Origin of the sequence: Variovorax sp. PMC12 (assembly GCF_003019815.1) — a bacterium.
In the GTDB taxonomy this organism is placed as follows: domain Bacteria; phylum Pseudomonadota; class Gammaproteobacteria; order Burkholderiales; family Burkholderiaceae_C; genus Variovorax.
In genome coordinates this window covers 712,538-732,609 of record NZ_CP027774.1, presented here as the reverse complement: position 1 = coordinate 732,609, position 20,072 = coordinate 712,538, and the positions used below count along the sequence as shown (strand labels likewise).

Sequence of the window (20,072 nt, the reverse complement as noted above, 5' to 3'; positions counted from 1 at the left end):
AACCTCACAACCCGATTGGCCTTACTGCGCGCCTTGATCGTTGGCGCCTGCATCGGGATCGCCCCCTTGCCACCACGGCGAAGCAAGATTTATCATATGTTGAACCATTGACGGAACCTGGCCTTTCTGCAAGAGCCTGGCTCTTGATCGCAGACCACGGAGACACGAAGACATGAGCCAGGTGTTCCTCGACCAGCGCAGCATGGCGCGCGACGCCCTGATGCAGCGCGCGCTGCGCGCCGCGCGCGGCTTCGATACGGCGGGCGTGCGAGAAGGCGATGCCATCGCGCTGCTGCTGCGCAACGACTTCGCCTTCTTCGAAGCGCAGCAGGCGGCCGCCGCGCTCGGCGCCTACGCGGTGCCCATCAACTGGCACGGCAAACCCGAAGAGGTGCTCTACATACTGAACGATGTGGCGCCGAAGGTGGTGGTCGGGCATGCCGACCTTCTCGCGCCGGTGCGCGAACACATTCCCGCTGGCACCGTGGTCATCACCGTGCCCACGCCGCCCGAGGCGGTCCGCGCCTTCTCGCTGGCCGAAGCCGCGACGCAGGTGCCGGCCGATGCGGCGGAATGGAACGCCTGGCTCGGAGCCTTCGCGCCATGGGACGGCCCGCCGCGGCGCAGCCGCGCGACCATGATCTACACCTCGGGCACCACCGGCCGGGCCAAGGGCGTGAAACGCGACGCGGCCACGCCGGAACAGGCTGCCGCGTACGTGCAGCTGATGCGCCGCGTTTACGGCCTGCAGCCGGGCGTGCGGGCGCTCATCGGCGGCCCGCTGTACCACTCCTCGCCCAACGCCTACGCACGCCAGGCCTTGCCGATCTGCGACCTGCTGGTGATGCAGACCCGGTTCGACGCCGAGGCCGTGCTCGCCGCCATCGAGCGGCACCGCATCAGCCACATGGTGGCCGTGCCAACCATGTTCGTGCGCATGCTCAAGCTGCCCGAAGACGTGCGCGAGCGCTACGACTTGAGTTCCCTGAAGTGGGTGACACACACCGGCGCGCCCTGCTCGGCCGAGACCAAGTGCGCCCTCATGGACTGGTGGGGCCCGGTGGTCTACGAGACCTACGGCGGCACCGAGGTCGGCACCGCCACGCTCAGCACGCCCGAAGACTGGCTCGCCTTCCCCGGCAGCGTGGGCCGGCTCAACCCCGATGCGCGCATGGTGCTCTACGGAGAAGACGGCCAGCCGGTGGCGCCCGGCGAGGTCGGCGAGATCTTCGTGCGCGTGCCGGCCTACGCCGACTTCACGTACCACAACCATCCCGAAAAGCGGAAAGAGGTGGAGCGCGACGGCCTCATCAGCTGCGGCGACGTCGGCTACGTGAAGGACGACCACCTCTACCTGTGCGACCGCCGCTCCGACATGGTGATTTCGGCCGGCGTGAACATCTATCCGGCCGAGATCGAGGCCGTGTTGCTGCAGTGTCCGCTCGTGCGCGACTGCGCCGTCTTCGGCATACCCGACGAGGAAATGGGCGAATCGCTGGCCGCGGCCGTCGAGCCGATGCCCGGCACCGCACCCGACGCCGATGCGCTGCGCGCCTTTCTGGAGGACCGCATCGCCAGGTACAAGGTGCCGCGCCGCTTCGACTTCCATGCCGCGCTGCCGCGAGAGGACAGCGGCAAGATCTTCAAGCGCCGGCTGCGCGACCCGTTCTGGCAGGCCGCGGGCCGGAAGATCTGACGTGGACGCCCCGCACATCGCGCGCCGCCTCGCCCTCGCGCTTCAGCGCCATGCGGGCCTGCATGGCAGCGTCGAGGACTTGCGCCGGCTCACCGGCGGCGCGACCAAGACGACCTGGTCGTTCGACCTGCTCACGGTTGACGGGCGCCGCCCGATGATCCTGCAGCAGATGCCCACAATGACCGCGTCGGCATCGGCATCCCCCGGCCTCGCCGCGCCCAAGCTCGACGCGGCCGAAGACGCGCGCGTGATGATCGCGGCGCGCGCGCACGGCGTGCCGGCACCCGCGGTGCTCGCCGTGCTCGACGTGCACGACGGCCTCGAGCGCGGCTACGTCACCGAACGCGTCGAGGGCGAGACGCTGGGGCGAAAGCTCGTGTCCGACCCGGCCTATGCCGGGGCCCGTCGCGCGATGGCCGCCCAGGCCGGGACCATCCTCGCGGCGATCCACTCGATGCCGGTCGCCGAGCTTCCCTTTCTGCAGCGGCTCTCGCCCGCGCGGGAGCTCGAGGTGTACGCCGGCCTGCTGGCGCGAACGGGCTTCAGCCATCCGGCGCTCGAGTACGCGGTGCAATGGGTGCGCAAGAACCTGCCGGTCGATTGGCCCGACACACTCGTGCATTCCGACTTTCGCACGGGCAACCTAATCGTCGGCACCGAAGGCATCCGCTGCGTGCTCGACTGGGAGATTGCCCGGGTCGGCGACCCGATGCAGGACCTGGGCGTGCTGTGCATGCGCACCTGGCGCTTCGGCGGCGCGGGCGAGGCGGGCGGTTTCGGGGCGCGCGAAGACCTGTACGCGGCCTACGAGCGCGCGAGCGGCAGGCCGGTGGACCCGCTGCGCGTGCGCTTCTGGGAGGCCTTTTCCAACCTCAAGTGGGCCATCGGCTGCGTGCGGCGCGGGCTTTCGGTGCGAGCCGACGGCAGCCCCGCAAGCCTGGAACTGTGCGCGGTCGGCCGGCGCATGGAAGAGCCGCTGTGGGACTTCTTCCAACTCATCGAGGCCTGACCCCATCATGCCGAACTCCGTCCCTCCCGCCGGCACCCTGCTGCTGGCCGCCGCCCGCTACCTCGAAGACGAACTGCTGCCCACGCTGGACGGCTACCACCGCTTCCAGGCGCGCGTGACGGCGAACGTGCTGCGCATCGTGGAGCGCGAACTGCGCCTCGGCCAGCCGCACGATGAAGCCTCCAAGGCCGTGAGCCGCGAGCTGGCCGACGCCATCCGCGCAGGCGAGATACCCATCGACGCCGACCTGGCCGCGCAGCTGCGCCAAGGCCTGGGCGAGGCGCTCGCCATCAACAACCCGAAGTGGCCACATACCGAAAGACCCGCATGAACTTCACCGAAGAACAGATTTCATTCCGCGACGGCGTGCGCCGCATGGTCGAGCGCCACGTCGCGCCCATCGCCGCGGAGATCGACGAGAACGACCGTTTTCCCGAGGAGCTGATTCCGGTCTACGGCGACATGGGCCTGCTGCAGCTCTGGGTGCCGGAGGAATACGGCGGCCCGGGCGCGAACCTGACGATGGTGTGCATCGCGCGGGAAGAAATCTCACGAGTTTCGGAGTCGTGCGCACTCATGGCGGGCATGAACACCATGTTCGCGCTGCCGATCATGCACTTCGGCACCGAGGATCAGAAGCAGCGCTTTCTGCCGTTGCTGGCCGAAGGCCGCACCGTGACCGCCATCGCCATCTCGGAGCCCGACTGCGGCAGCGACGTCGGCGGCATGCGCACGCGCGCCGTGCGCGACGGCGAGAGCTACGTGCTCTCCGGGCAGAAGCAGTGGTGCACCTTCGGCAGCCGCGCCGACTACATCCTGGTGTTCGCCAAGACCGGTGAGCGCGGCGGCGCCGACGATATCAGCCCCTTCATCGTGGACGTGAAGAACAGCAAGGGCCTCACCTTCGGCCGCAACGAACGCAAGATGGGAATGAAGGGCACGATCAACGTGCCGGTGTACCTGGACAACGTGCGCGTGCCGACGGAAAACCGCCTGGGCGAGGAAGGCAAGGGCTTCCGCTCGGCCATGCGCGCGCTGGACCTCAATCGCCCCGCCATCGCCGCCGCGTCGGTCGGCCTGGCCCAGGGCGCGCTCGATGCGGCGCTGGGCTACGCCAGACAGCGCAAGCAGTTCAAGCGGGCGATCATCGAGTTCCAGGGCATCCAGTTCATGCTGGCGGACATGGCCATGCAGATCGAGGCCGCGCGCTGCCTGGTGTACGAAACCGCGCGGCTCGCCGACATCGGCGACTGGAGCCAATTGCCCAAGTTCGCGAGCATGGCCAAGTGCTTCGCGAGCGACGTGGCGATGAAGGTGACCACCGACGCGGTGCAGGTCTTCGGCGGCTACGGCTACGTGAAGGACTACCCCGTGGAAAAGATGATGCGCGACGCCAAGCTCAACCAGATCTTCGAGGGCACGAACCAGATCCAGCGCGTGGTGATCGCACGCGAGCTGATGCGTTGACGGCTTGAGGCCCGTGCCCGGCAGCGCGCCGGGCACGGACGGCGCCACGTTCAGGCGAGCAGCTGCCTGGCGATCATGTTGCGGTGGATTTCCGACGCGCCCTCATAGATGCGCAGCACGCGCAGGTCGCGGTATACCCGCTCCACGATGGTGCCGCGGCAATAGCCCGAACCGCCGAAGATCTGCAGCGCCTTGTCGGCTATGCGGCATGCGGCCTCGGTGCAGATCACCTTCACCATCGACGCCTTCATTCGTGCGTCTTCGCCGCGCGCGGCGCGCCACACGGCCTCGAACAGCACCATGCGCGCCGCATGCAGGTCCATGGCCATGTCGGCGATCATGTGCTGAATGGCCTGGTGCTCACCCAGCGCCTGGCCGAAGGTGACACGCGTCTTGGCATGCTCGATGGTTTCGTCGAGCGCAATCTGTGCCGGCCCGAGCGCCTGGCAACCCACATTCAGCCGGCCTTCGTTGAGCCCCGACATCGCATACGAAAGACCGCGCCCCTCTTCGCCCAGCAGGTTCTCCACCGGGACGCGGCAGTCGGTGAAGGAAATCTCACACAGGCTGTCGTCCATCCAGCCCATGGTGGGCATGGTCCGCGTGACCTTGAAGCCGGGCGTGGTCGTGTCCAGCAGAAAGGCCGAAATGCCCTTCTTGCCGGCCGAACGGTCGGTGGAGGCGAGCACGGTGATCGAATGCGCATGGTTGGCGTTCGAGATGAAGGTCTTCACGCCGTCGAGCACGTAGTGGTCGCCGTCGCGGCGCGCCGTGGTCGTCATCTTCGCGGCGTCGGAGCCGGCGTGCGGCTCGGTGATGGCAATGCAGTTGCGCGAACGTCCCGATGCAATCTCGGGCAGCCACTTCTTCTTGATGGCTTCCGAGCCATGGTCCACGATGATGTGCACGCCCGGCCCGAGCGCGGAGCGCACGAAGGGCCAGAACTGCGGCGGCAGCCGCGCCAGCTCGAGCTGCACCGCCACGCTGGTGAGGTGGTCGACAGGCATGCCGCCATAGGGCTCTGGAATCGACATGCCGTAGAAGCCCATCTCGCGCAGGGTGGCCTCCACCTGCTCAGGCACTTCGCCGGTTTCCTGGTAGCGCGTTTCGAGCTTGAGCAACGCATCGACGGCGTCGCGCGTGGCAACGCGCATTTCTTCCGCTTCGGGGGGCAGGTCAAAATCCATGATATCTCCTTTGGTAGAACCATTGATTATGACGCAGGCGCGGCGGGAACGCACGCCTCAACGGCGCAACAGAAGAATCGCCTTTCCCGAGGTCTGCCGCCGTTCCAGCGCCGCGAGCGCCGCCGGCGCATCCTCGAAGTCGAACACCGAGGCCTCGAGCGGCCGAATCCGCCCCGACAGGTACCAGCCCTGGATCTCTTCGCCCAGTTGCCGCGCCAGCGCCGGTTCGCGCTTGCGCACCTCGCCCCACAACACACCGACGGCCGAGGCATTGGCCAGCAGCAGGCGGTTGGCGGGCAACGGCGTCAACGCGCCGCTGGCGAAGCCGATCACCAGCAGCCGCGCGCCAAAGGCCAGGCAGCGCACGCTTTGCGCGCCGATGTCGCCGCCGACCGGGTCGTAGATCACGTCCACACCCTGCGGCGCAAGCTTGCGCACCTCGTCGACCCACTTCGCGTCGGTGTAGTCGATGGTCGCGTCCGCGCCGAGCGCCAGGCAGGCGTCGCGCTTGGCGGCACTGCCCGCGGTGGCGATCACGCACGCGCCCATCAGCTTGCCGAGTTGCACAGCCGCGCTGCCGACACCGCCGGCGCCAGCGTGCACCAGCAAGGTTTCCCCTGCTTGCAGGCGCCCGGCATGCCGCAGGGCGTAGAGCGAGGTCGGGTAGTTGCCGCGCAGCGCCAGGGCGGCACCGGGCGGCAGGTCGGACGCGATGGGCATCGCCTCGGCACGCGGCACCAGCGCATATTCAGCGAAGCCGCCGAACCTGCCGGCCGGCGTGGCGCAGGCCACGCGCGTGCCGGCACCTTCGCCGCTGACGATGGTGCCCACCACCTCCACGCCGGGCGTGAACGGCAGGGCCGGCTTGGTCTGGTACCGGCCCTTGATGGCAAGCGTGTCCAGAAAATTGAGGCCCGCTGCTTCCACTTTCACCAAGTACTGGTCATGCGCCGGCGTGGGCACCGGCAGCTCGGCCAGCCGCATCCGGCCCGGATCGCTCAGTGCTTCGACCTGCCAGGCTCTCAACGCGACGTGCCTCGCAGTTCGGCCCGGCCGTTCGTGAGCACCAGCACGTCGCGCTCCACCACCCGCGCGCGGAAGGCGATTTCGCCGCCGTCGCGCCAGCCTTCCAGACGGATGGTTTCGCCGGGATAGACCGGTGCCGACAGCCGCGCGCGCATGGCCGACAGGCGCGTCGCATCGAAATCCGCGAACGCGGCGATCAACCCGCGCCCGGCGATGCCCCAGGTCGCAAGCCCGTGAAGAATGGGCCGTGCAAAACCGGCCTTGGCCGCGAAGGCAGGCTCGGCATGCAGCGGGTTGATGTCGCCCGACAGGCGGTAGAGCAAGGCCTGGTCAGCACGCGTGGGCAGGTCGAGCACGAGTTCGGGCGCCGACTCGGGCATGGCTGCCGCAGCGGGCGCGGGCTCGTCGGCCTGGCCGTCCGCACTGGAGAAGCCGCCGTCGCCGCGCAGGAAGTAGACGCTCTCGACCGTGGCCAACGGCTGTTGCGCGGCACCGACGAGTTCCTTTTCCACATGCAGGATCGCACCCTTGCCTTCGCCCTTGTCGACCACCCGAGTCACGAGCGTGCGCCCGACCACCGTGCCTGACGGCGGCAGCGGCGCATGCAGGCGCACCGACTGCTCGCCGTGCACGAGCTTCATGAAGTCGATGCCGATCTCCTTGCGCTCGCGCATCCAGAAACCTGGCGAGGCCAGCACGGCAGCCATGGTCGGCAGCGCCACCAGCTCCTTTTCGTAGACGAAGCGCAGCTGCCTCTCGTCGAGCGGGTCGGCGCCCAGGCCGAGCCCCAGCGCGTAGAGCATCGTGTCCTTGGGGGTGTACACGTGCTGCACGTCGCCTGAGTGCCAGTCACGTGCCTTGCGATAGTCGAGCATCTGCTGTTCCTTGTGTTTCAGTGTGGAGCGATGTGATGTTCACGAGCCTGCCGCCGGCCAGCGGAACTGGGCGGGCTCGCGCGAGGCAAAGCGGCGCACCGCTTCCTTGGCGTACTCGCTGTTGGAAGCCAGCGCCTGGCCCGCGGCTTCGATCTCCAGCATGGTCGGCAGGTCGCTGCCGAGCGAGCTTTGGAGCGCCCGCTTGGAGACGCTCATGGCCACGGGCGAGGCCCCGGCAAAGCTGCGCGCAATGGCAAGTGCGCGCGGCATCAGGTTCTCGGCGGGCAGCACCTCCATCGCGATGCCCAGCTGCCGCGCCTCGGCCGCGTCGATCTCCCGCGCGGAGAAAATCAGCTCCTTCGCACGCTGCAGGCCCACCACGCGCGGCAGCGTGTAGTAGGCCCCCATGTCCGGCACCAGGCCGATGCGCTGGAACACCATGCACAGCCGCGCGCGATCGCTCAGCAGCACGATGTCGCACATCAGCGCGATGCTGAAACCCGCGCCGAAGGCCACGCCGTCGACCGCCGCGATCACCGGCCGGTCGAGCGCCATCAGCTCGGTGCAGATGCGCGTATAGCGCGCCATGCCGGCACGCCGCTGCTCGGGCGTGCGCGGGCCACCCTCGCCCATCGCCTTGACGTCGCCACCGGCGCAGAAGGCGCCGCCCGCACCCGTGACGACGAGCACACGCACCGCATCGTCCGCACGAATGCGCGCCAGCAGCTCGCCCAATTCGTCGGCCATCTCGGGGCTGATCGCGTTCTTCGATTCGGGCCGGTTCAGCGTCAGCGTCGCGACGCCGTCTTCCACAGCGTAGACCAGCGTGTTCATGCGGGCTCCTCCAGCACCGAGACCGGCGTGCCATTGACCATCACGTCGCAATACTCCGACATGCTCAGCGCGGTGCGCCCCTCGCACCGGTAGGTGGTGATGCCTTCGGTGATGCGGGTGTAGGCGCCCGGCTCCCCGCTGGCGCTCTTGTGGCGCAGCGGCACCAGCGCGCCGACCTCGCCTTCGAGCGTGTAGCTGCGCTCCGCGGTGCGAACCAGCGCGGTGAAGCGCACCGGGTAGTACTTGTCGTCGTAGACGGTCGCGATGCGGCCTTCGAGCACCGGTTCGTAGCGGCCGTTGCGCAGCACGTTGCCGCTCACGTTGTTGGGCAGGCCGCCCTTGCGTCCCTTGACGGACAGCAGCACGCCGAAACCGCGATCGAATGTGACGGGGAGCCACTTGTACCAATAGAAGCTGTGCCAGTGGCGCGGCCCCCACGACTTGTCGCGGTACCCGAAGCCGTCGATCTCGTGGCGCACGCCGTCCACGGTGATGTGGCCGCGCACCGCCATGTTCTGCTCGGTATGGCCGCGGTAGACCGAGTGCTCGGGATCGAGCTCGAACCGGCTGCCGTCGAGCGCCACGATTTCCCCACCGTGCATCGGCGAGATGCCCTCGTAGTCGAGCGAGATGGCGGCGCGCCGCTTCGGATACCGTTTGAAGGCACTGCCGGGGTCGGCCATGGCATGCGGGTCGTCCATGATCAACAGCTCGCCCTCGTAGCTCACGCGCAGGCGCTTGAAGGGCTCCAGCACCTCGAAGCGCAGGCCTCCCGCGTCCATGGCCTCGTTGTGGGAGATGGGCGGGCGCCCGTACATGAAGCCGACGCGTCCGTCGGGCAGGTACACGCAGCATGTCATCTCGGCATGGCCTTCGTTGGGCCGGTTGCCCAGGCGCATCCACGCGCCGATGCCTCGCGCCGTGTCGAAGGCGTTGAAGTACATGCTCTCGTTGTAGTTGCCGGCCGCTTCGGGCGTGTGGGTGTACTCGTCCTGCGGATCGAGATGCAGTCTGCTGTCGGGGGGCATGAACATGGTCTGGTCCTTGGAGAGAAATGAATCCGGGCACGGCACCGCCCCTGTGAACGTCGGCCGTGCGCGCGGATGAAGCCTGCAAGCGCTTCGGTGCCACGATCTCGCATGCGAGTCGGCGGCCCTAGAAGAATGCAGCCGCGCGTGCCAGTTGCTGGCGGCACTCGGCCACCATGCGCTCCAGCAAGGCTGCGCACGTCGGCACGTCGTCGATCAATCCGATCACCTGGCCAGCCCAGACGGGACCGGCGTCCACTTCGCCGGATTCGAGCGCAGCCTTGCCGCGCGCGCCGGACACCAGCGCGCGAACGTCTTCGAAGGCGCAGCCGCCGGGGCGCCGCTCGGTGGCGATGACCTCGTTCGCAACTGCATTCGCGAACACGCGCGCGGTGTTGCCCATGCTGCGGAAAATCAGACGCGTGTCGCGCTCGCTGCCATTCACCAGCGCCTGCTTGATGGCGTCGTGCACAGGCGCCTCCTGCGTGCAGACGAAGCGCGTGCCCATGTTCACGCCCTCGGCGCCCAGCACCAGCGCGGCGGCCATGCCGCGTCCATCGGCAATGCCGCCCGAGGCGATGACGGGGATTTCAAGCGCACGCGTGGCGGCGGGGATCAGCACCAGCCCGGGCACATCGTCCTCGCCCGGATGGCCGGCACATTCGAAGCCGTCGATGCTGATGACATCCACGCCGCGCTTTTCCGCGGCCACCGCGTGGCGCACCGAGGTGCACTTGTGCAGCACGGCGATGCCGCTGCGCTTGAGCAGGGCGACCACCTCGGCGGGCACGTTGCCTGCGGTCTCGACGACCTTCACGCCGCTCTCGACGATGGTGGCGAAGATGCGCTCGTAGGGAGGAGGATTCACGCTGCGCAGCATGGTCACGTTCACGCCGAAGGGCTTGTCCGTCATGCCGCGGCAGCGCTCTATTTCGCGCGCCAGGTCCTCGGGCGTGGGCTGCGTGAGCGCCGTGAGCATGCCCAGGCCGCCAGCGTTCGATACGGCCGAGGCCATCTCGGCGCGGCCGACCCACTGCATGCCGCCCTGCACGATCGGATAGCGTATACCGAGCAGTTCGGTGAGGCGCGTCTTCACGGTCGGGCGCCTACAGGCTGATGTGGAAGCCGCCGTTCACCCCCAGGTGCTGCCCGGTGATGTACGAGGCGGCATCGGACATCAGGAAGCACACCGTCTTCACCACTTCCTGCGGCGTCGACCAGCGACCCAGTGGAATCTGCGCCAGCATGCCGTCACGGAATTTCTCGCCGCGCACCACCTCGGTCATTGGCGTCTCGACCACGCCGAAGCAGATCGAGTTGGTGCGTATGTTGTACTTTCCCCATTCGCGCGCCGCCGTCATGGTGACGCCGAGCATGCCCGCCTTGGCGGCGGCGTAGTTGACCTGGCCGATGGAGCCCTTGCGGCCCGCGTCCGAGGAAATGTTGACGATGGCGCCACCGCTGGTGTCTCCGCTCTTGGCCCGCGACACCATGTGGCGGCCCACGGCCTGGAGCCAGAAGAAGGTGCCGGTCAGGTGCACATCGATCACGTCCTGCCACTGCTGGGCCGTCATCTTCTCGATCATGGCGGGGCGTGTGATGCCCGCGTTGTTGACAAGGCCGTGCACGCCGCCGAAGCGGGCCACCGCTTCCTCGACCGCGCTGGCCGCCAGCGCCGCGTCGGTGACGCTGCCGACCACCTGCTGCACGCGCGCCGAAGGAAGCTCTGCCATCGCGGACTTGAGCGTATCGGGATTCAGGTCGACGGCAACCACGTTGCCGCCCAGGTCGACGACCAGCTCAGCAATGGCCTTGCCAATGCCCTGCCCCGCGCCGGTGACGACGATCGTGCGGCCTTCCAGAGTGACTAGATTCTGCATGAAAATCCTGTTGCTTTAGTTTGGTTGAACCAATGAGATTTGGATTGCGCGCCGGCATCAAGCCGCGGCACGCAGGGTTTTCGCGCGCTCGGCGTCCTGCAGCTGGCGCCAGGCGATCTTTCCGGTAGGCGACTTCGGCAGTTCCGCGACGAACTCGACCAGGCGCGGGTACTTGTAGGCGGCCATCTTGTTGCGGGCCCACTCGATGATGTCGGCCTCTCGCACGCCGGCCTGCGCATCGCGCAACACGACCACCGCCTTCACCGTCTCCCCGCGGTAGGCGTCGACGGCCGCTATCACGCATGCCTCGGCGATGGCCGGGTGCTCGTGAAGCATCGCCTCCACCTCCGCCGGCCAGACCTTGTAGCCCGACGCGTTGACCATGCGCTTGAGGCGGTCGACGATGAAGAAGTAGCCCTCCTCGTCGCGCCGGCCGAGGTCACCGCTGCGCACGAAGCGCTTGCCGTTCATCTCCAGCGTGGCGGTGCGCGTGGCCTCCTCGTTGCGCCAGTAGCCGACGAACACCTGCGGCCCCGCCATCACGATCTCACCCACCTCGCCGGGCGGCAGCTCGGCCAGCGTGTCGGGGTCGACGATGCGCAGGTCCGTGTTGAACAGCGGCACGCCCAGGCACTGCCGTTTGAACGCGGCAGGCGGATTGCCCGACACGTGCGCGGTCTCCGAGAGGCCGTAGCCTTCCAGGAAGTCCAGCCCCGTCAGCGCCTTCAGGCGTTCGCCCACCGCCTCGGGCATGCCTGCTCCGCCGCCGCCGATGCGCCGCACGGAGCTCAGGTCGTATTCCGCAAGGTGCGGGCTCGAGAGAAAGTCGATCACCATCGTCGGCATCGCCGTCCAATGGCTCACGCGGTGGCGCGCGATGAGCTCCGCGGCTTCGTCGCGGTTCCAGCGCTTCATCAACACCAGCGTGCCGCCGCCGTAGATGGGCGCGTTCATCAGGTTCTGCATGCCCGTGATGTGGAAGTAAGGCAGCGCCACCAGCTGGACCGAGTGCGGCACCAGCCCCATCCAGTGCGCGACGATCACGGTGCTGGCCATGAGCGTGCGGTGGGTGTGCATGCAGCCCTTGGGCGCACCGGTGGAGCCCGAGCTGTAGAGAATGAGGGCCAGCGCGTCCGGCAGATGCTCCAGCGGCTGCAACGCGCCGGAGGCCGCGGCGAGCACGCGGCGCAGGCCTGTCGTGCGCGACGGACCTTGCGCGGATTCGGGCTGCATCTCGGCCGGCCCCGGGTTGCCCACCACGATCACGCGGCGCAGCTGCTGGGCCGCGGGCGCGGCAAGCAGTTCCGCCACGTTGTCTGCGCTGCAGAAGGCAGCCACCGCGCCCGTGTCGCTGAGGTAGTGCGGTAGCTCGTCGCGCCTGTTCATCGGATTCACCGGCACCACGACCGCATTGATGCGCAGGATGGCGAAGTAGGCCGCGATCCAGCCGCGTCCGTTCTGCAGGTAGATCAGCACCCGGTCGCCGCGCTGCACACCCAGTTCGTTCTGCAGGAAGGCTGCGATGCGCTCGACCTGATCGACCAGCTCGGCGTAGCCGAGGCTGCCGAAGTCGTCGACCAGCACGGCCCTGTCGGGGTAGCGCATGGCCGACACCAGGAGGTTGGCACACAGGTTGGTGGGTGGGATATCGATGTCGCGCGGCAAGCTGTGCGGCCACGTGCTGAGCTCATGCGGGGTCATGTTGTCTCTTCTTTCTGGTGTTCTTTGCTGCACTTGCACCCGGGCCGGGAGCAAAGCGTTCGCGCAGCAGGTTCTTCTGCACCTTGCCCATCGTGTTGCGGGGCAGTTCCTCGACGAAATGAACGGTCTTGGGCACCTTGAACGCCGCCAGGCTGGCCTTCACCGCACCGACAACGTCCGCGGCCTGCGGGACCGCGGTGCAGTCGATCGACGTATCGCGCACCACCACGGCAACCACCGCTTCGCCGAAGTCCGGATGCGCCAGCCCGATGACGGCCGACTCTCGCACGCCCGGTAACGCGTCGATGACCTCCTCGATTTCCTTGGGGTAGACGTTGAGTCCGCCCGAAATGACGAGGTCCTTGTCGCGCCCCACGATGGTGAGGTAGCCGTCTTCGCTCAACCGGCCCAGGTCGCCGGTCTTGAAGAAGCCGTCGACCGTGTGCTCTTCGGAGGTCTTCTCCGGCAGCCGCCAATAACCGGCGAAGACGTTGGCGCCCCTCACCTGGATCTGCCCCGTCTCTCCCGGCGCAGCCGACGCGCCCCCGGCATCGACCACGCGCAGAGATACACCGGGCAGCGCACGGCCCACCGTGCCGCAGCGGCGCTCCCCGAGGTAGGGGTTGGACGCGAACATGCCGCCCTCCGTCATGCCGTAGCGCTCGAGGATGGCGTGGCCGCTGCGTCGCCGGAACGCGTTGAAGGTGTCCGCCAGCAAGGGAGCCGAGCCCGAGACGAACAGCCGCATGCCGCGGCATGCGGCGACGTCGAGCCCGGGTTCGCCGAGCATGCGGACGTAATGCGTCGGCACGCCCATGCACACGGTGCTCGACGAGAGCAGCGCGACGGCGCGCGCGGCATCGAATCGCGGCTCGAACCGCATCGCGCTGCCGTTCCACAGTGCACAGTGCAAGGCAACGAACAGGCCGTGGAAGTGATAGATCGGCAGGATGTGCAGCAGCACGTCGCCGGGCTCGAACGCCCAGAACCGATGCAGCGTGCTCACGCCCACGCCCAGGTTGCGGTGTGTCAGCATCGCGCCCTTGGGCCGCCCCGTCGTGCCGGACGTGTACAGGATTGCCGCAAGGTCGTCGGCGCTGCGCTGCGCGATGGCCGAGCGCGGCACCTGCCGGGCCGCCGCCTGCGCAATTTCGCCTTCCCCGTCATCGCCCAGTACAAGTACATGGGGCACGCCGGCCGCCGCGGCCAGCACACGCCCCTGGGCCGCGGCCTGCGGGCGGACCACGAACACATGCGGCCGCGCGTCCCCCAGCAAGTGGGCCAGTTCACCGCTTTGGTAGGCGGGATTCATCGGCACGAAGACGCAACCGGCGCGCAGCGCGCCCAGGTACAGGAAGACGGCCGAAGCCGACTTTTCCACCTGCACCGCGATGCGGTCGCCGGGCTGCGCGCCCAGCGACGTGAGCAGCCGCGCGTAGCGCGCGCTTTCGCTCTTCAAGTGGCCGTAGGTGTAGAGCCGCCCGCCCGGCAACACCATGGCGGGCGCACCGTCGTCGTGCGGAAAGCGCTGCTCGAACTGAGCGTAGAGGTTCTGGTTCATCGCTGAACGCGTTTGCGTATTGATTTATTTTGGTTGAACCAATGATAATGATGAGACCGAAACACCGTCAAGCCTTGCGAGACGCTGGATCCGGTCGATTTCATGGCCCCGCACGGGCAAGAACACGGAGCAATCAATGAGCATCAAACGACAGGCCTGCATCGCGGGCGCTTTCGAACACCCCACGCGCAAGGCGCCCGACAAGACCGTGGCGCAGCTGCACGCCGAATGCGCACGCGGCGCGCTGGCCGACGCCGGCCTGTCGCTGCAGGACGTCGACGGCTACTTCTGCGCCGGCGACGCGCCCGGCCTCGGGCCGCTCAGCATGGTCGACTACCTCGGGCTGAAGGTGCGCCATGTCGACACCACCGACACGGGCGGCTCCGCCTACCTGATCCAGGTCTCCCACGCGGCGCAGGCGATTGCCGCGGGCAAGTGCAACGTAGCGCTGATCACGCTGGCCGGCCGCCCGCGCAGCGAGGCCAGCACCGTGGGCACGGGTCCGCGCAACGTGACCGCAGCCACACCGGACGTGCCCTGGGAGATGCCCTACGCGCCCGTCACCGTCAACATGTACGCGCTGGCCGCGGCGCGCCACATGCACGAGTTCGGCACCACCAGCGAGCAGCTCGCATGGATCAAGGTCGCGGCCGCGGCGCATGCGCAGCACAACCCGCATGCGATGCTGCGCGAACCGGTCACGGTGGAAGAGGTGCTGGCTTCGCCCATGATCTCCGACCCGCTGCACAAGCTCGACTGCTGCGTGGTGAGCGACGGAGGCGGCGCACTGCTGGTGGTGCGCCCCGAAATCGCGCGCGCGCTGAAGCGCCCCATCGTCACCGTGCTCGGCGCGGGCGAAACCGTGAAGGGCCAGGCCAACGGGCAGGTCGACCTCACCTACTCGGGCGCGGCCGTGTCGGGCCCCATCGCATTCGCGGAGGCGGGCGTGACGCCGGCGGACATTCAATACGCGTCGATCTACGACAGCTTCACCATCACCGTGCTGATGCAGCTGGAAGACCTGGGCTTCTGCAGGAAAGGCGAAGGCGGCAGGTTCGTGATGGACGGCAACCTCATCTCCGGCATCGGCAAGCTCCCGTTCAACACCGACGGCGGCGGCCTGTGCAACAACCATCCGGCCAACCGCGGCGGCATCACCAAGGTGATCGAGGCGGTTCGCCAGTTGCGCGGCGAAGCGCACCCCAAGGTGCAGGTGCCCGACTGCCGCCTTGCGCTGGCCCAAGGCACCGGCGGCCTGCTGGGCTCACGCCACGGCAGCGCCACATTGATCATGGAGAGAAGCTGAAATGACCACGATGTACCAAGAGCGCCCGTTGGGCGCGCCGATTGTCGATGCGGCCACCGAGGCCTACTGGAGTGCCGCGAAGGAAGGCGTGCTGCGCATCAAGCGCTGCACCGCCTGTGCGAAGCTGCACTGGTATCCGCGCGCGCTGTGCCCCTACTGCCTGGGCGACACCGAATGGGTGGACGCGTCGGGCAAGGGCATGATCTACAGCGTGAGCGTGACGCGGCGGGCGGGGCCCATTCCCTATGCGCTCGCCTACGTGACGCTGGACGAGGGCCTGACCATGCTCACCAACATCGTCGACTGCGACCTCGATGCGCTGCGCATCGGTGACCGGGTCGAGGTCAGCTTCAAGCCGGCAGAAGGCGGCTTCGCGATCCCGATGTTCAAGCCTGCCTGAGCGGGCGCGGACGACAAAAGGGCCGCGATTGTCGCGGCCCTTTTTGCTTGCCGGTGCAAGAAGCGAGGTGCCTATTCGGACTTGATGTCCGCCTCGCGTATCACCGTCGTCCAGGTGCCGTATTCCTCGGCGATGCGCGCGCCGAGCTGCTCGGGCGTGCTGCCGGTGGCAAAGGCGCCGGCGGTTTCGAACTTCTCCTTGACTTCAGGCAATGCCAGCGACTTGACGATGGCCTCGTTGAGCTTGGCCACCACATCGCGCGGCGTACCGGCGGGTGCGAACAGCCCAAACCACACTTCGGGATTGAAGCCGGCCAGCGTGTTCGCAATGGGCGGCGCGCCCGGCGCCAACGGCGACGGCTGCAGTGAAGAAACACCGAGCAGCCGCACCTTGCCGTCCTTGATGAACGCATTCATCTGCGACGAACTCGTGCTCAGCAGCACCTTCGACTCGCCGGTGAGGATCGCCTGCGTGGTCGGCGCCTGCCCCTTGTAGGGGATGTGCGTCATCCGGATGCCGGCCCTGCGGCTGAACAGTTCGGTCGCCAGGTGGCCGAACGAGGCCGGCCCGGCGGTTGCGAAGTCGAGCTTTCCGGGGTTGGCCTTGGCGTAGTCGATGAGCTCCTGCACCGACTTGGCGGGCACCGCCGGGTTCACCACCAGGATCATCGGCTGCAGCGAGACCAGCGAGATGGGCGCGAAGTCTTTCAGCGGCGCATAGTCGGCGTCCTTCGACACCTGCGGCGAGATCACGAGGCCGTTGTTGGGGAACAGCAGCGTGTAGCCATTGGGTGGCGACTTCGCCACGAACTTGGTGCCCAGCACCGCGGAAGCGCCCGCCTTGTTCTCGATGATCACCGGCTGCTTGAGGAAGCGCTGCATCGGCTCCTGCAGCACCCGCGCCAGCACGTCGGTGGTGCCGCCCGGCGGGTACGGCACGATGATGGTGATCGGCTTGTTGGGAAAGCTCGACGCTTGCGCGATGCCGGCCTGCGGCAATGCCATCGCGCCCGCGGCCAGCAGCGCGGTCCACAGCAGCCTGGCCTTCGCCTTTGCGTTCACCCTTGGTCTGAAAAGACGCTTCCATTCGATCGTCGGCATGCTTGTCTCCTGTTCTTGTGCACGAAAAAAGCCCTCTGTCACCCATGCACGTGCAGCGTGCGGCTTTCCCGCAATGCGGCAACGCGTTCGTCGCTCAGGCCCAGCAGGCTGCCGAGCAACGCGGGGCCGTCGCCGCCCAGCGCCGGCACGCTGTTGCGCGCATGCGCGGCGGTCCGGGCAAAGCGAAAGGCGGGGTTCGGAACCTGGAAAGGCCCCGAGCCGTCGTCGATGGTCTGGAACGCCTGCCGCTCCTGCAGCGGCGGCAGTTGCATCGCCTCGCGCACGGTGAAGTAGCGCGAACATGGCACGCCGGCCGCGTTCATGGCCGCCTCGCATTCGGCCGCGCTTTGCGGGCCGGCCCAGTCGTCCAGCAACTGCATCAGCTCGCCCCAGTGGTGCTCGCGGTCCTGGCTGATGGCGAAGCGCGGATCGGTGATCCACTCCGGGTGCCCGGTGCCGCGCGCGAGCGCCTCGAAGTTGTTCTGGCTCACGGGCGCGATCAGCAGGAAACCGTCCCTGGCCTTCGTGGGGCGGTAGAGCGGCCGGCGCCGCTCGGCCGGAAACTGCGCCTCCTGGCATTCGTACACCAGCATGCCGAGCATCGCATCCATCAGCGACAGGTCGACGTGGTCGCCCTCGCCCGTGCGCGCGGCGCGAAACAGCGCGCTCTGCACTGCACCGAACGCCAGCGAGCCACCCAGCACGTCGGCCACGAAGATGCCGTTCTTCAACGGCCGCTCCACATCGCCTTCCTGGTAGTCGAGGTTGGCCATGTCGTAGCCGCTGGCCGCATGCAACACCGGCGCGTAGGCGCTTCGGCCAGCCCAGTCGCCTTCCTGGCCAAAGCCCGAGATCGAGCAGTACACCAGCTTCGGGTTCAGCGCGGAGAGCGACGTGTAGTCGAGCCCGAGCCGCTTCATGACGCCGGGACGGTAGTTCTCGACGACCACGTCGCACTTCGACACCATCTCGCGGATCAGCGCGATGGCTTCGGGCTTCTTGAGGTCGAGCGCCAGGCTCTTCTTGCCGGCGTTGAGTTGCGCGAAGTAGGTGCTTCGGCCTTCCCGGCGCGGGGCACGCAGGCGGATGTAGTCGCCCTCGGGCGGCTCGACCTTGATGACCTCGGCACCGAGGTCGGCCATGAGCCGCGTGCAGTACGGGCCGGACATCATCGCGGTGAAGTCGAGGACGCGCACGCCGTCCAGGATGCCGGGCTTGGCGGCTGGGGTGTTGCTCATCGGGTGGCTTTCAGGCGAGGTTCGACTCGGACACGGCAAGCCCCGCGAGGCGGGACGCGCCGAGCGTATCGAGGTAGTCACCGTGGGTGCCCGCATCGCGGGCGTATCGCTTCAGGTACGCGGCGAAGGCTTCGTCGCTCACGCTGGCCTTCACGTACTCCTTCAGGTGGCGCTCGTCCGCGCGATACAGCGAGGGCGACGACGTGGGGTGCGCGCCGTAGGGCGCCTCCACCACGGCATCGACCATCACGCTCGGCAGCTTGGTCAGGTGGTTCGAGCGGCGGATGGTGTCGCTCGACACGATGCGGTCGACCGAGACGATCACGTGGCGCGAAGCCTGCGCGAGCATGGCGTCGAAGAACGGCGTCGCCAGGTACTGCACGTTGCCGTATTCGTCGGCCTGCTGGGCATGCAGCAGGCACACGTCCGGCTTGATGGCGGCGGCGGCCAGCATCCTGCGCTCGCCGGGCTTCGACGGCAGGGGCCAATAGTGCTCGGGCGTGTGGCGCGGCAGGTCGGTGCCCAGGTCCGGAATGGCGGTCCACGGCATGTCGCAGATGCCGGCGCGCAGGCCGCCGGCGATGCCAGGGCCGTCGAGTTCGTACACCTTCAGCGTGCCGGCCTCGGCCTGGCGGCGAAAGTGCGGGGCCAGGCCGAACTGCTCGAAGCTGATGAACACGCAGGCGGTGCTGCGCGCGCAACCGGCGCCAATCAGCATGTCGGGGGCGATGGAGCCGGGCGCGGGGACCAGGTCGAGGTTGCGCACGCCCTTGCGGATGAGTGCACGCACCAGCGCCATCGGCTGTGCATTGAAGATCCAGCCGCCCAGGCCCACCCGGTCCCCGTCCTTGACGACCGCCACGGCCTCGTCCAGCGAAATCAGTTTGTTCTTGTTGCTCATGAGGCGCCTTGTCAGGGAAATTTGCGGCGAAGGGTGCCGCGGGTGTCGACGTGGGTGCGCAGGAGATGCAGCTCTTCTGCGGATGGCATCGCGGTGACGAGCGGCGTGCCGTCGACCCGCATCTCGAAACCGGTGGCGGCATGGATCTGTTCGAGCGTCACGCCCGGATGCACCGAGCGCACGCGCATGGCCTTGGAAACCGGCTCGAAGTCGAACACGCCCAGCGGCGACACCACCAGCTTCGGGCCGCCCGCGGGCAGGCCGGCCTCTTCGCGGGAGTTGCCGCCTTCCATGTGACCGGGGCCGCAGAGAAAGTCCACGCGGGGCACGAAGGCGCTCTTGTCATGGCGCGTGAGCGCCACGTAGAAGCGCTTGGCCAGCCCGCACAGTGCGCTGATGCCGACCGTGCCGGGGCCGCGCACTTTCGGCTTTGCCTGGTCACCGACCACCACCGTGTTGATGTTGCCAAAACGGTCGACCTGCAGCGCCGACAGGATCGCGAAGTCGAAGAAGTGGATCTTCCAGTCGATGAAGTCGATCATGTTCGGAAGGTCCATCCAGGCCTCCGAAGACTCGATGTTCTCCGAGTCGGCGGTGGACAGCAGGTGGTTGCGCACCGGGTTGACCATGCCGCCGGGGCCTGATATCCACCACAGCCGCGGCGCCTGCATTTTTCGCGCGAGGTTGCAGGCGGCCAGCTGGATATCGGAGTTGGTTCCGATGATGACTTTTTCGCCGTCCTCGAAATCACGCGCCAGCAACACGGCGAGCAACTCTCCCGTCGAAGGCTTGTCGTTGTCTTGCGTCATAGAACCCATTTTTGGTTGAACCATTGCTAAATGCTAGAAATTCGACTGCGCGCT

General features: G+C 67.7%; 19 protein-coding genes. 6 read left to right on the top strand and 13 right to left on the bottom strand.

The window, feature by feature from the left end; translation table 11 throughout:
* Nucleotides 1-172 precede the first annotated feature (172 nt).
* The 4 genes from C4F17_RS30795 to C4F17_RS30780 are packed head-to-tail and all read left to right on the top strand — an operon-like array spanning nucleotide 173 to nucleotide 4,172.
* Nucleotides 173-1,696 carry an acyl-CoA synthetase gene (locus tag C4F17_RS30795; RefSeq protein ID WP_199852001.1) on the top strand — a complete coding sequence of 508 codons (1,524 nt, stop codon included), beginning with the start codon at nucleotides 173-175 and terminating at the stop codon, nucleotides 1,694-1,696.
* A 1-nt stretch (nucleotide 1,697) separates the two neighbouring features.
* On the top strand, nucleotides 1,698-2,705 hold the full coding sequence (locus tag C4F17_RS30790; RefSeq protein WP_234383050.1) for a phosphotransferase family protein: 1,008 nt from the start codon (nucleotides 1,698-1,700) through the stop codon (nucleotides 2,703-2,705).
* A gap of 7 nt (nucleotides 2,706-2,712) precedes the next feature.
* Nucleotides 2,713-3,036, top strand: coding sequence for a DUF6285 domain-containing protein (locus C4F17_RS30785; RefSeq protein WP_106938197.1), 324 nt, complete (start codon nucleotides 2,713-2,715; stop codon nucleotides 3,034-3,036).
* Nucleotides 3,033-4,172 (top strand): acyl-CoA dehydrogenase family protein, encoded by a 1,140-nt coding sequence (locus tag C4F17_RS30780; RefSeq protein WP_106938196.1) that lies wholly within the window; start codon nucleotides 3,033-3,035, stop codon nucleotides 4,170-4,172. Before C4F17_RS30785 ends, C4F17_RS30780 begins: the two co-directional genes overlap by 4 nt.
* A gap of 50 nt (nucleotides 4,173-4,222) precedes the next feature.
* On the opposite strand, the gene C4F17_RS30775 is transcribed toward C4F17_RS30780, so the two are convergent.
* From C4F17_RS30775 to C4F17_RS30735, 9 genes are all read right to left on the bottom strand, one after another.
* The gene (locus C4F17_RS30775) at nucleotides 4,223-5,359 is read right to left on the bottom strand and encodes an acyl-CoA dehydrogenase family protein (protein WP_106938195.1); all 1,137 of its coding nucleotides are present in this window, start codon (nucleotides 5,357-5,359) and stop codon (nucleotides 4,223-4,225) included.
* A 57-nt stretch (nucleotides 5,360-5,416) separates the two neighbouring features.
* Complete coding sequence (locus C4F17_RS30770) at nucleotides 5,417-6,385, bottom strand: NADPH:quinone oxidoreductase family protein (protein WP_159053783.1); 969 nt, start codon at nucleotides 6,383-6,385, stop codon at nucleotides 5,417-5,419.
* The gene (locus C4F17_RS30765) at nucleotides 6,382-7,260 is read right to left on the bottom strand and encodes a MaoC family dehydratase (RefSeq protein WP_106938193.1); all 879 of its coding nucleotides are present in this window, start codon (nucleotides 7,258-7,260) and stop codon (nucleotides 6,382-6,384) included. The genes C4F17_RS30770 and C4F17_RS30765 overlap by 4 nt, the downstream gene beginning before the upstream one ends.
* 39 nt (nucleotides 7,261-7,299) lie before the next feature.
* Nucleotides 7,300-8,094 (bottom strand): enoyl-CoA hydratase/isomerase family protein, encoded by a 795-nt coding sequence (locus tag C4F17_RS30760; RefSeq protein ID WP_106938192.1) that lies wholly within the window; start codon nucleotides 8,092-8,094, stop codon nucleotides 7,300-7,302.
* Nucleotides 8,091-9,128 (bottom strand): DUF7064 domain-containing protein, encoded by a 1,038-nt coding sequence (locus C4F17_RS30755; protein WP_106938191.1) that lies wholly within the window; start codon nucleotides 9,126-9,128, stop codon nucleotides 8,091-8,093. Before C4F17_RS30755 ends, C4F17_RS30760 begins: the two co-directional genes overlap by 4 nt.
* Nucleotides 9,129-9,249: 121 nt before the next feature.
* The gene (locus C4F17_RS30750; RefSeq protein ID WP_106938190.1) at nucleotides 9,250-10,218 is read right to left on the bottom strand and encodes an NAD(P)H-dependent flavin oxidoreductase; all 969 of its coding nucleotides are present in this window, start codon (nucleotides 10,216-10,218) and stop codon (nucleotides 9,250-9,252) included.
* A gap of 10 nt (nucleotides 10,219-10,228) precedes the next feature.
* Nucleotides 10,229-11,002 carry an SDR family NAD(P)-dependent oxidoreductase gene (locus tag C4F17_RS30745; RefSeq protein WP_106938189.1) on the bottom strand — a complete coding sequence of 258 codons (774 nt, stop codon included), beginning with the start codon at nucleotides 11,000-11,002 and terminating at the stop codon, nucleotides 10,229-10,231.
* A 57-nt stretch (nucleotides 11,003-11,059) separates the two neighbouring features.
* On the bottom strand, nucleotides 11,060-12,703 hold the full coding sequence (locus C4F17_RS30740) for a long-chain-fatty-acid--CoA ligase (protein WP_106938188.1): 1,644 nt from the start codon (nucleotides 12,701-12,703) through the stop codon (nucleotides 11,060-11,062).
* Nucleotides 12,690-14,264 (bottom strand): AMP-binding protein, encoded by a 1,575-nt coding sequence (locus C4F17_RS30735; protein ID WP_106938187.1) that lies wholly within the window; start codon nucleotides 14,262-14,264, stop codon nucleotides 12,690-12,692. The genes C4F17_RS30740 and C4F17_RS30735 overlap by 14 nt, the downstream gene beginning before the upstream one ends.
* Before the next feature lie 136 nt (nucleotides 14,265-14,400).
* Between C4F17_RS30735 and C4F17_RS30730 the strand changes: the two genes are divergently transcribed.
* Together C4F17_RS30730 and C4F17_RS30725 are read left to right on the top strand one after the other, a co-directional pair.
* Nucleotides 14,401-15,570 carry a thiolase domain-containing protein gene (locus C4F17_RS30730; protein ID WP_106938186.1) on the top strand — a complete coding sequence of 390 codons (1,170 nt, stop codon included), beginning with the start codon at nucleotides 14,401-14,403 and terminating at the stop codon, nucleotides 15,568-15,570.
* Between the two features lies 1 nt (nucleotide 15,571).
* The gene (locus tag C4F17_RS30725; RefSeq protein WP_106938185.1) at nucleotides 15,572-15,970 is read left to right on the top strand and encodes a Zn-ribbon domain-containing OB-fold protein; all 399 of its coding nucleotides are present in this window, start codon (nucleotides 15,572-15,574) and stop codon (nucleotides 15,968-15,970) included.
* Between the two features lie 71 nt (nucleotides 15,971-16,041).
* Here the strand turns inward: C4F17_RS30725 and C4F17_RS30720 are convergent, their stop codons facing one another.
* From C4F17_RS30720 to C4F17_RS30705, 4 genes are read right to left on the bottom strand one after another with little or no spacing between them, the layout of a single operon-like run.
* Nucleotides 16,042-17,070, bottom strand: coding sequence for a Bug family tripartite tricarboxylate transporter substrate binding protein (locus C4F17_RS30720; RefSeq protein ID WP_081268889.1), 1,029 nt, complete (start codon nucleotides 17,068-17,070; stop codon nucleotides 16,042-16,044).
* A 38-nt stretch (nucleotides 17,071-17,108) separates the two neighbouring features.
* Nucleotides 17,109-18,308: a CaiB/BaiF CoA transferase family protein gene (locus tag C4F17_RS30715; protein ID WP_106938184.1), complete on the bottom strand. Its 1,200-nt coding sequence runs from the start codon at nucleotides 18,306-18,308 to the stop codon at nucleotides 17,109-17,111.
* Nucleotides 18,309-18,318: 10 nt separating this feature from the next.
* Nucleotides 18,319-19,209 (bottom strand): CoA transferase subunit A, encoded by an 891-nt coding sequence (locus C4F17_RS30710; RefSeq protein ID WP_106938183.1) that lies wholly within the window; start codon nucleotides 19,207-19,209, stop codon nucleotides 18,319-18,321.
* Nucleotides 19,210-19,220: 11 nt separating this feature from the next.
* Nucleotides 19,221-20,018, bottom strand: coding sequence for a CoA-transferase subunit beta (locus C4F17_RS30705; RefSeq protein ID WP_106938182.1), 798 nt, complete (start codon nucleotides 20,016-20,018; stop codon nucleotides 19,221-19,223).
* Nucleotides 20,019-20,072 lie beyond the last annotated feature (54 nt).

Excerpts from the sequence above, each read along its gene's own strand:
- C4F17_RS30795 (WP_199852001.1), top strand. The coding sequence starts at position 173 with ATGAGCCAGGTGTTCCTCGACCAGCGCAGCATGGCGCGCGACGCCCTG.
- C4F17_RS30785 (WP_106938197.1), top strand. The coding sequence starts at position 2,713 with ATGCCGAACTCCGTCCCTCCCGCCGGCACCCTGCTGCTGGCCGCCGCC.
- C4F17_RS30780 (WP_106938196.1), top strand. The coding sequence starts at position 3,033 with ATGAACTTCACCGAAGAACAGATTTCATTCCGCGACGGCGTGCGCCGC.
- C4F17_RS30775 (WP_106938195.1), bottom strand. The coding sequence starts at position 5,359 with ATGGATTTTGACCTGCCCCCCGAAGCGGAAGAAATGCGCGTTGCCACG.
- C4F17_RS30765 (WP_106938193.1), bottom strand. The coding sequence starts at position 7,260 with ATGCTCGACTATCGCAAGGCACGTGACTGGCACTCAGGCGACGTGCAG.
- C4F17_RS30760 (WP_106938192.1), bottom strand. The coding sequence starts at position 8,094 with ATGAACACGCTGGTCTACGCTGTGGAAGACGGCGTCGCGACGCTGACG.
- C4F17_RS30755 (WP_106938191.1), bottom strand. The coding sequence starts at position 9,128 with ATGTTCATGCCCCCCGACAGCAGACTGCATCTCGATCCGCAGGACGAG.
- C4F17_RS30745 (WP_106938189.1), bottom strand. The coding sequence starts at position 11,002 with ATGCAGAATCTAGTCACTCTGGAAGGCCGCACGATCGTCGTCACCGGC.
- C4F17_RS30740 (WP_106938188.1), bottom strand. The coding sequence starts at position 12,703 with ATGACCCCGCATGAGCTCAGCACGTGGCCGCACAGCTTGCCGCGCGAC.
- C4F17_RS30735 (WP_106938187.1), bottom strand. The coding sequence starts at position 14,264 with ATGAACCAGAACCTCTACGCTCAGTTCGAGCAGCGCTTTCCGCACGAC.
- C4F17_RS30730 (WP_106938186.1), top strand. The coding sequence starts at position 14,401 with ATGAGCATCAAACGACAGGCCTGCATCGCGGGCGCTTTCGAACACCCC.
- C4F17_RS30725 (WP_106938185.1), top strand. The coding sequence starts at position 15,572 with ATGACCACGATGTACCAAGAGCGCCCGTTGGGCGCGCCGATTGTCGAT.
- C4F17_RS30720 (WP_081268889.1), bottom strand. The coding sequence starts at position 17,070 with ATGCCGACGATCGAATGGAAGCGTCTTTTCAGACCAAGGGTGAACGCA.
- C4F17_RS30715 (WP_106938184.1), bottom strand. The coding sequence starts at position 18,308 with ATGAGCAACACCCCAGCCGCCAAGCCCGGCATCCTGGACGGCGTGCGC.
- C4F17_RS30710 (WP_106938183.1), bottom strand. The coding sequence starts at position 19,209 with ATGAGCAACAAGAACAAACTGATTTCGCTGGACGAGGCCGTGGCGGTC.
- C4F17_RS30705 (WP_106938182.1), bottom strand. The coding sequence starts at position 20,018 with ATGACGCAAGACAACGACAAGCCTTCGACGGGAGAGTTGCTCGCCGTG.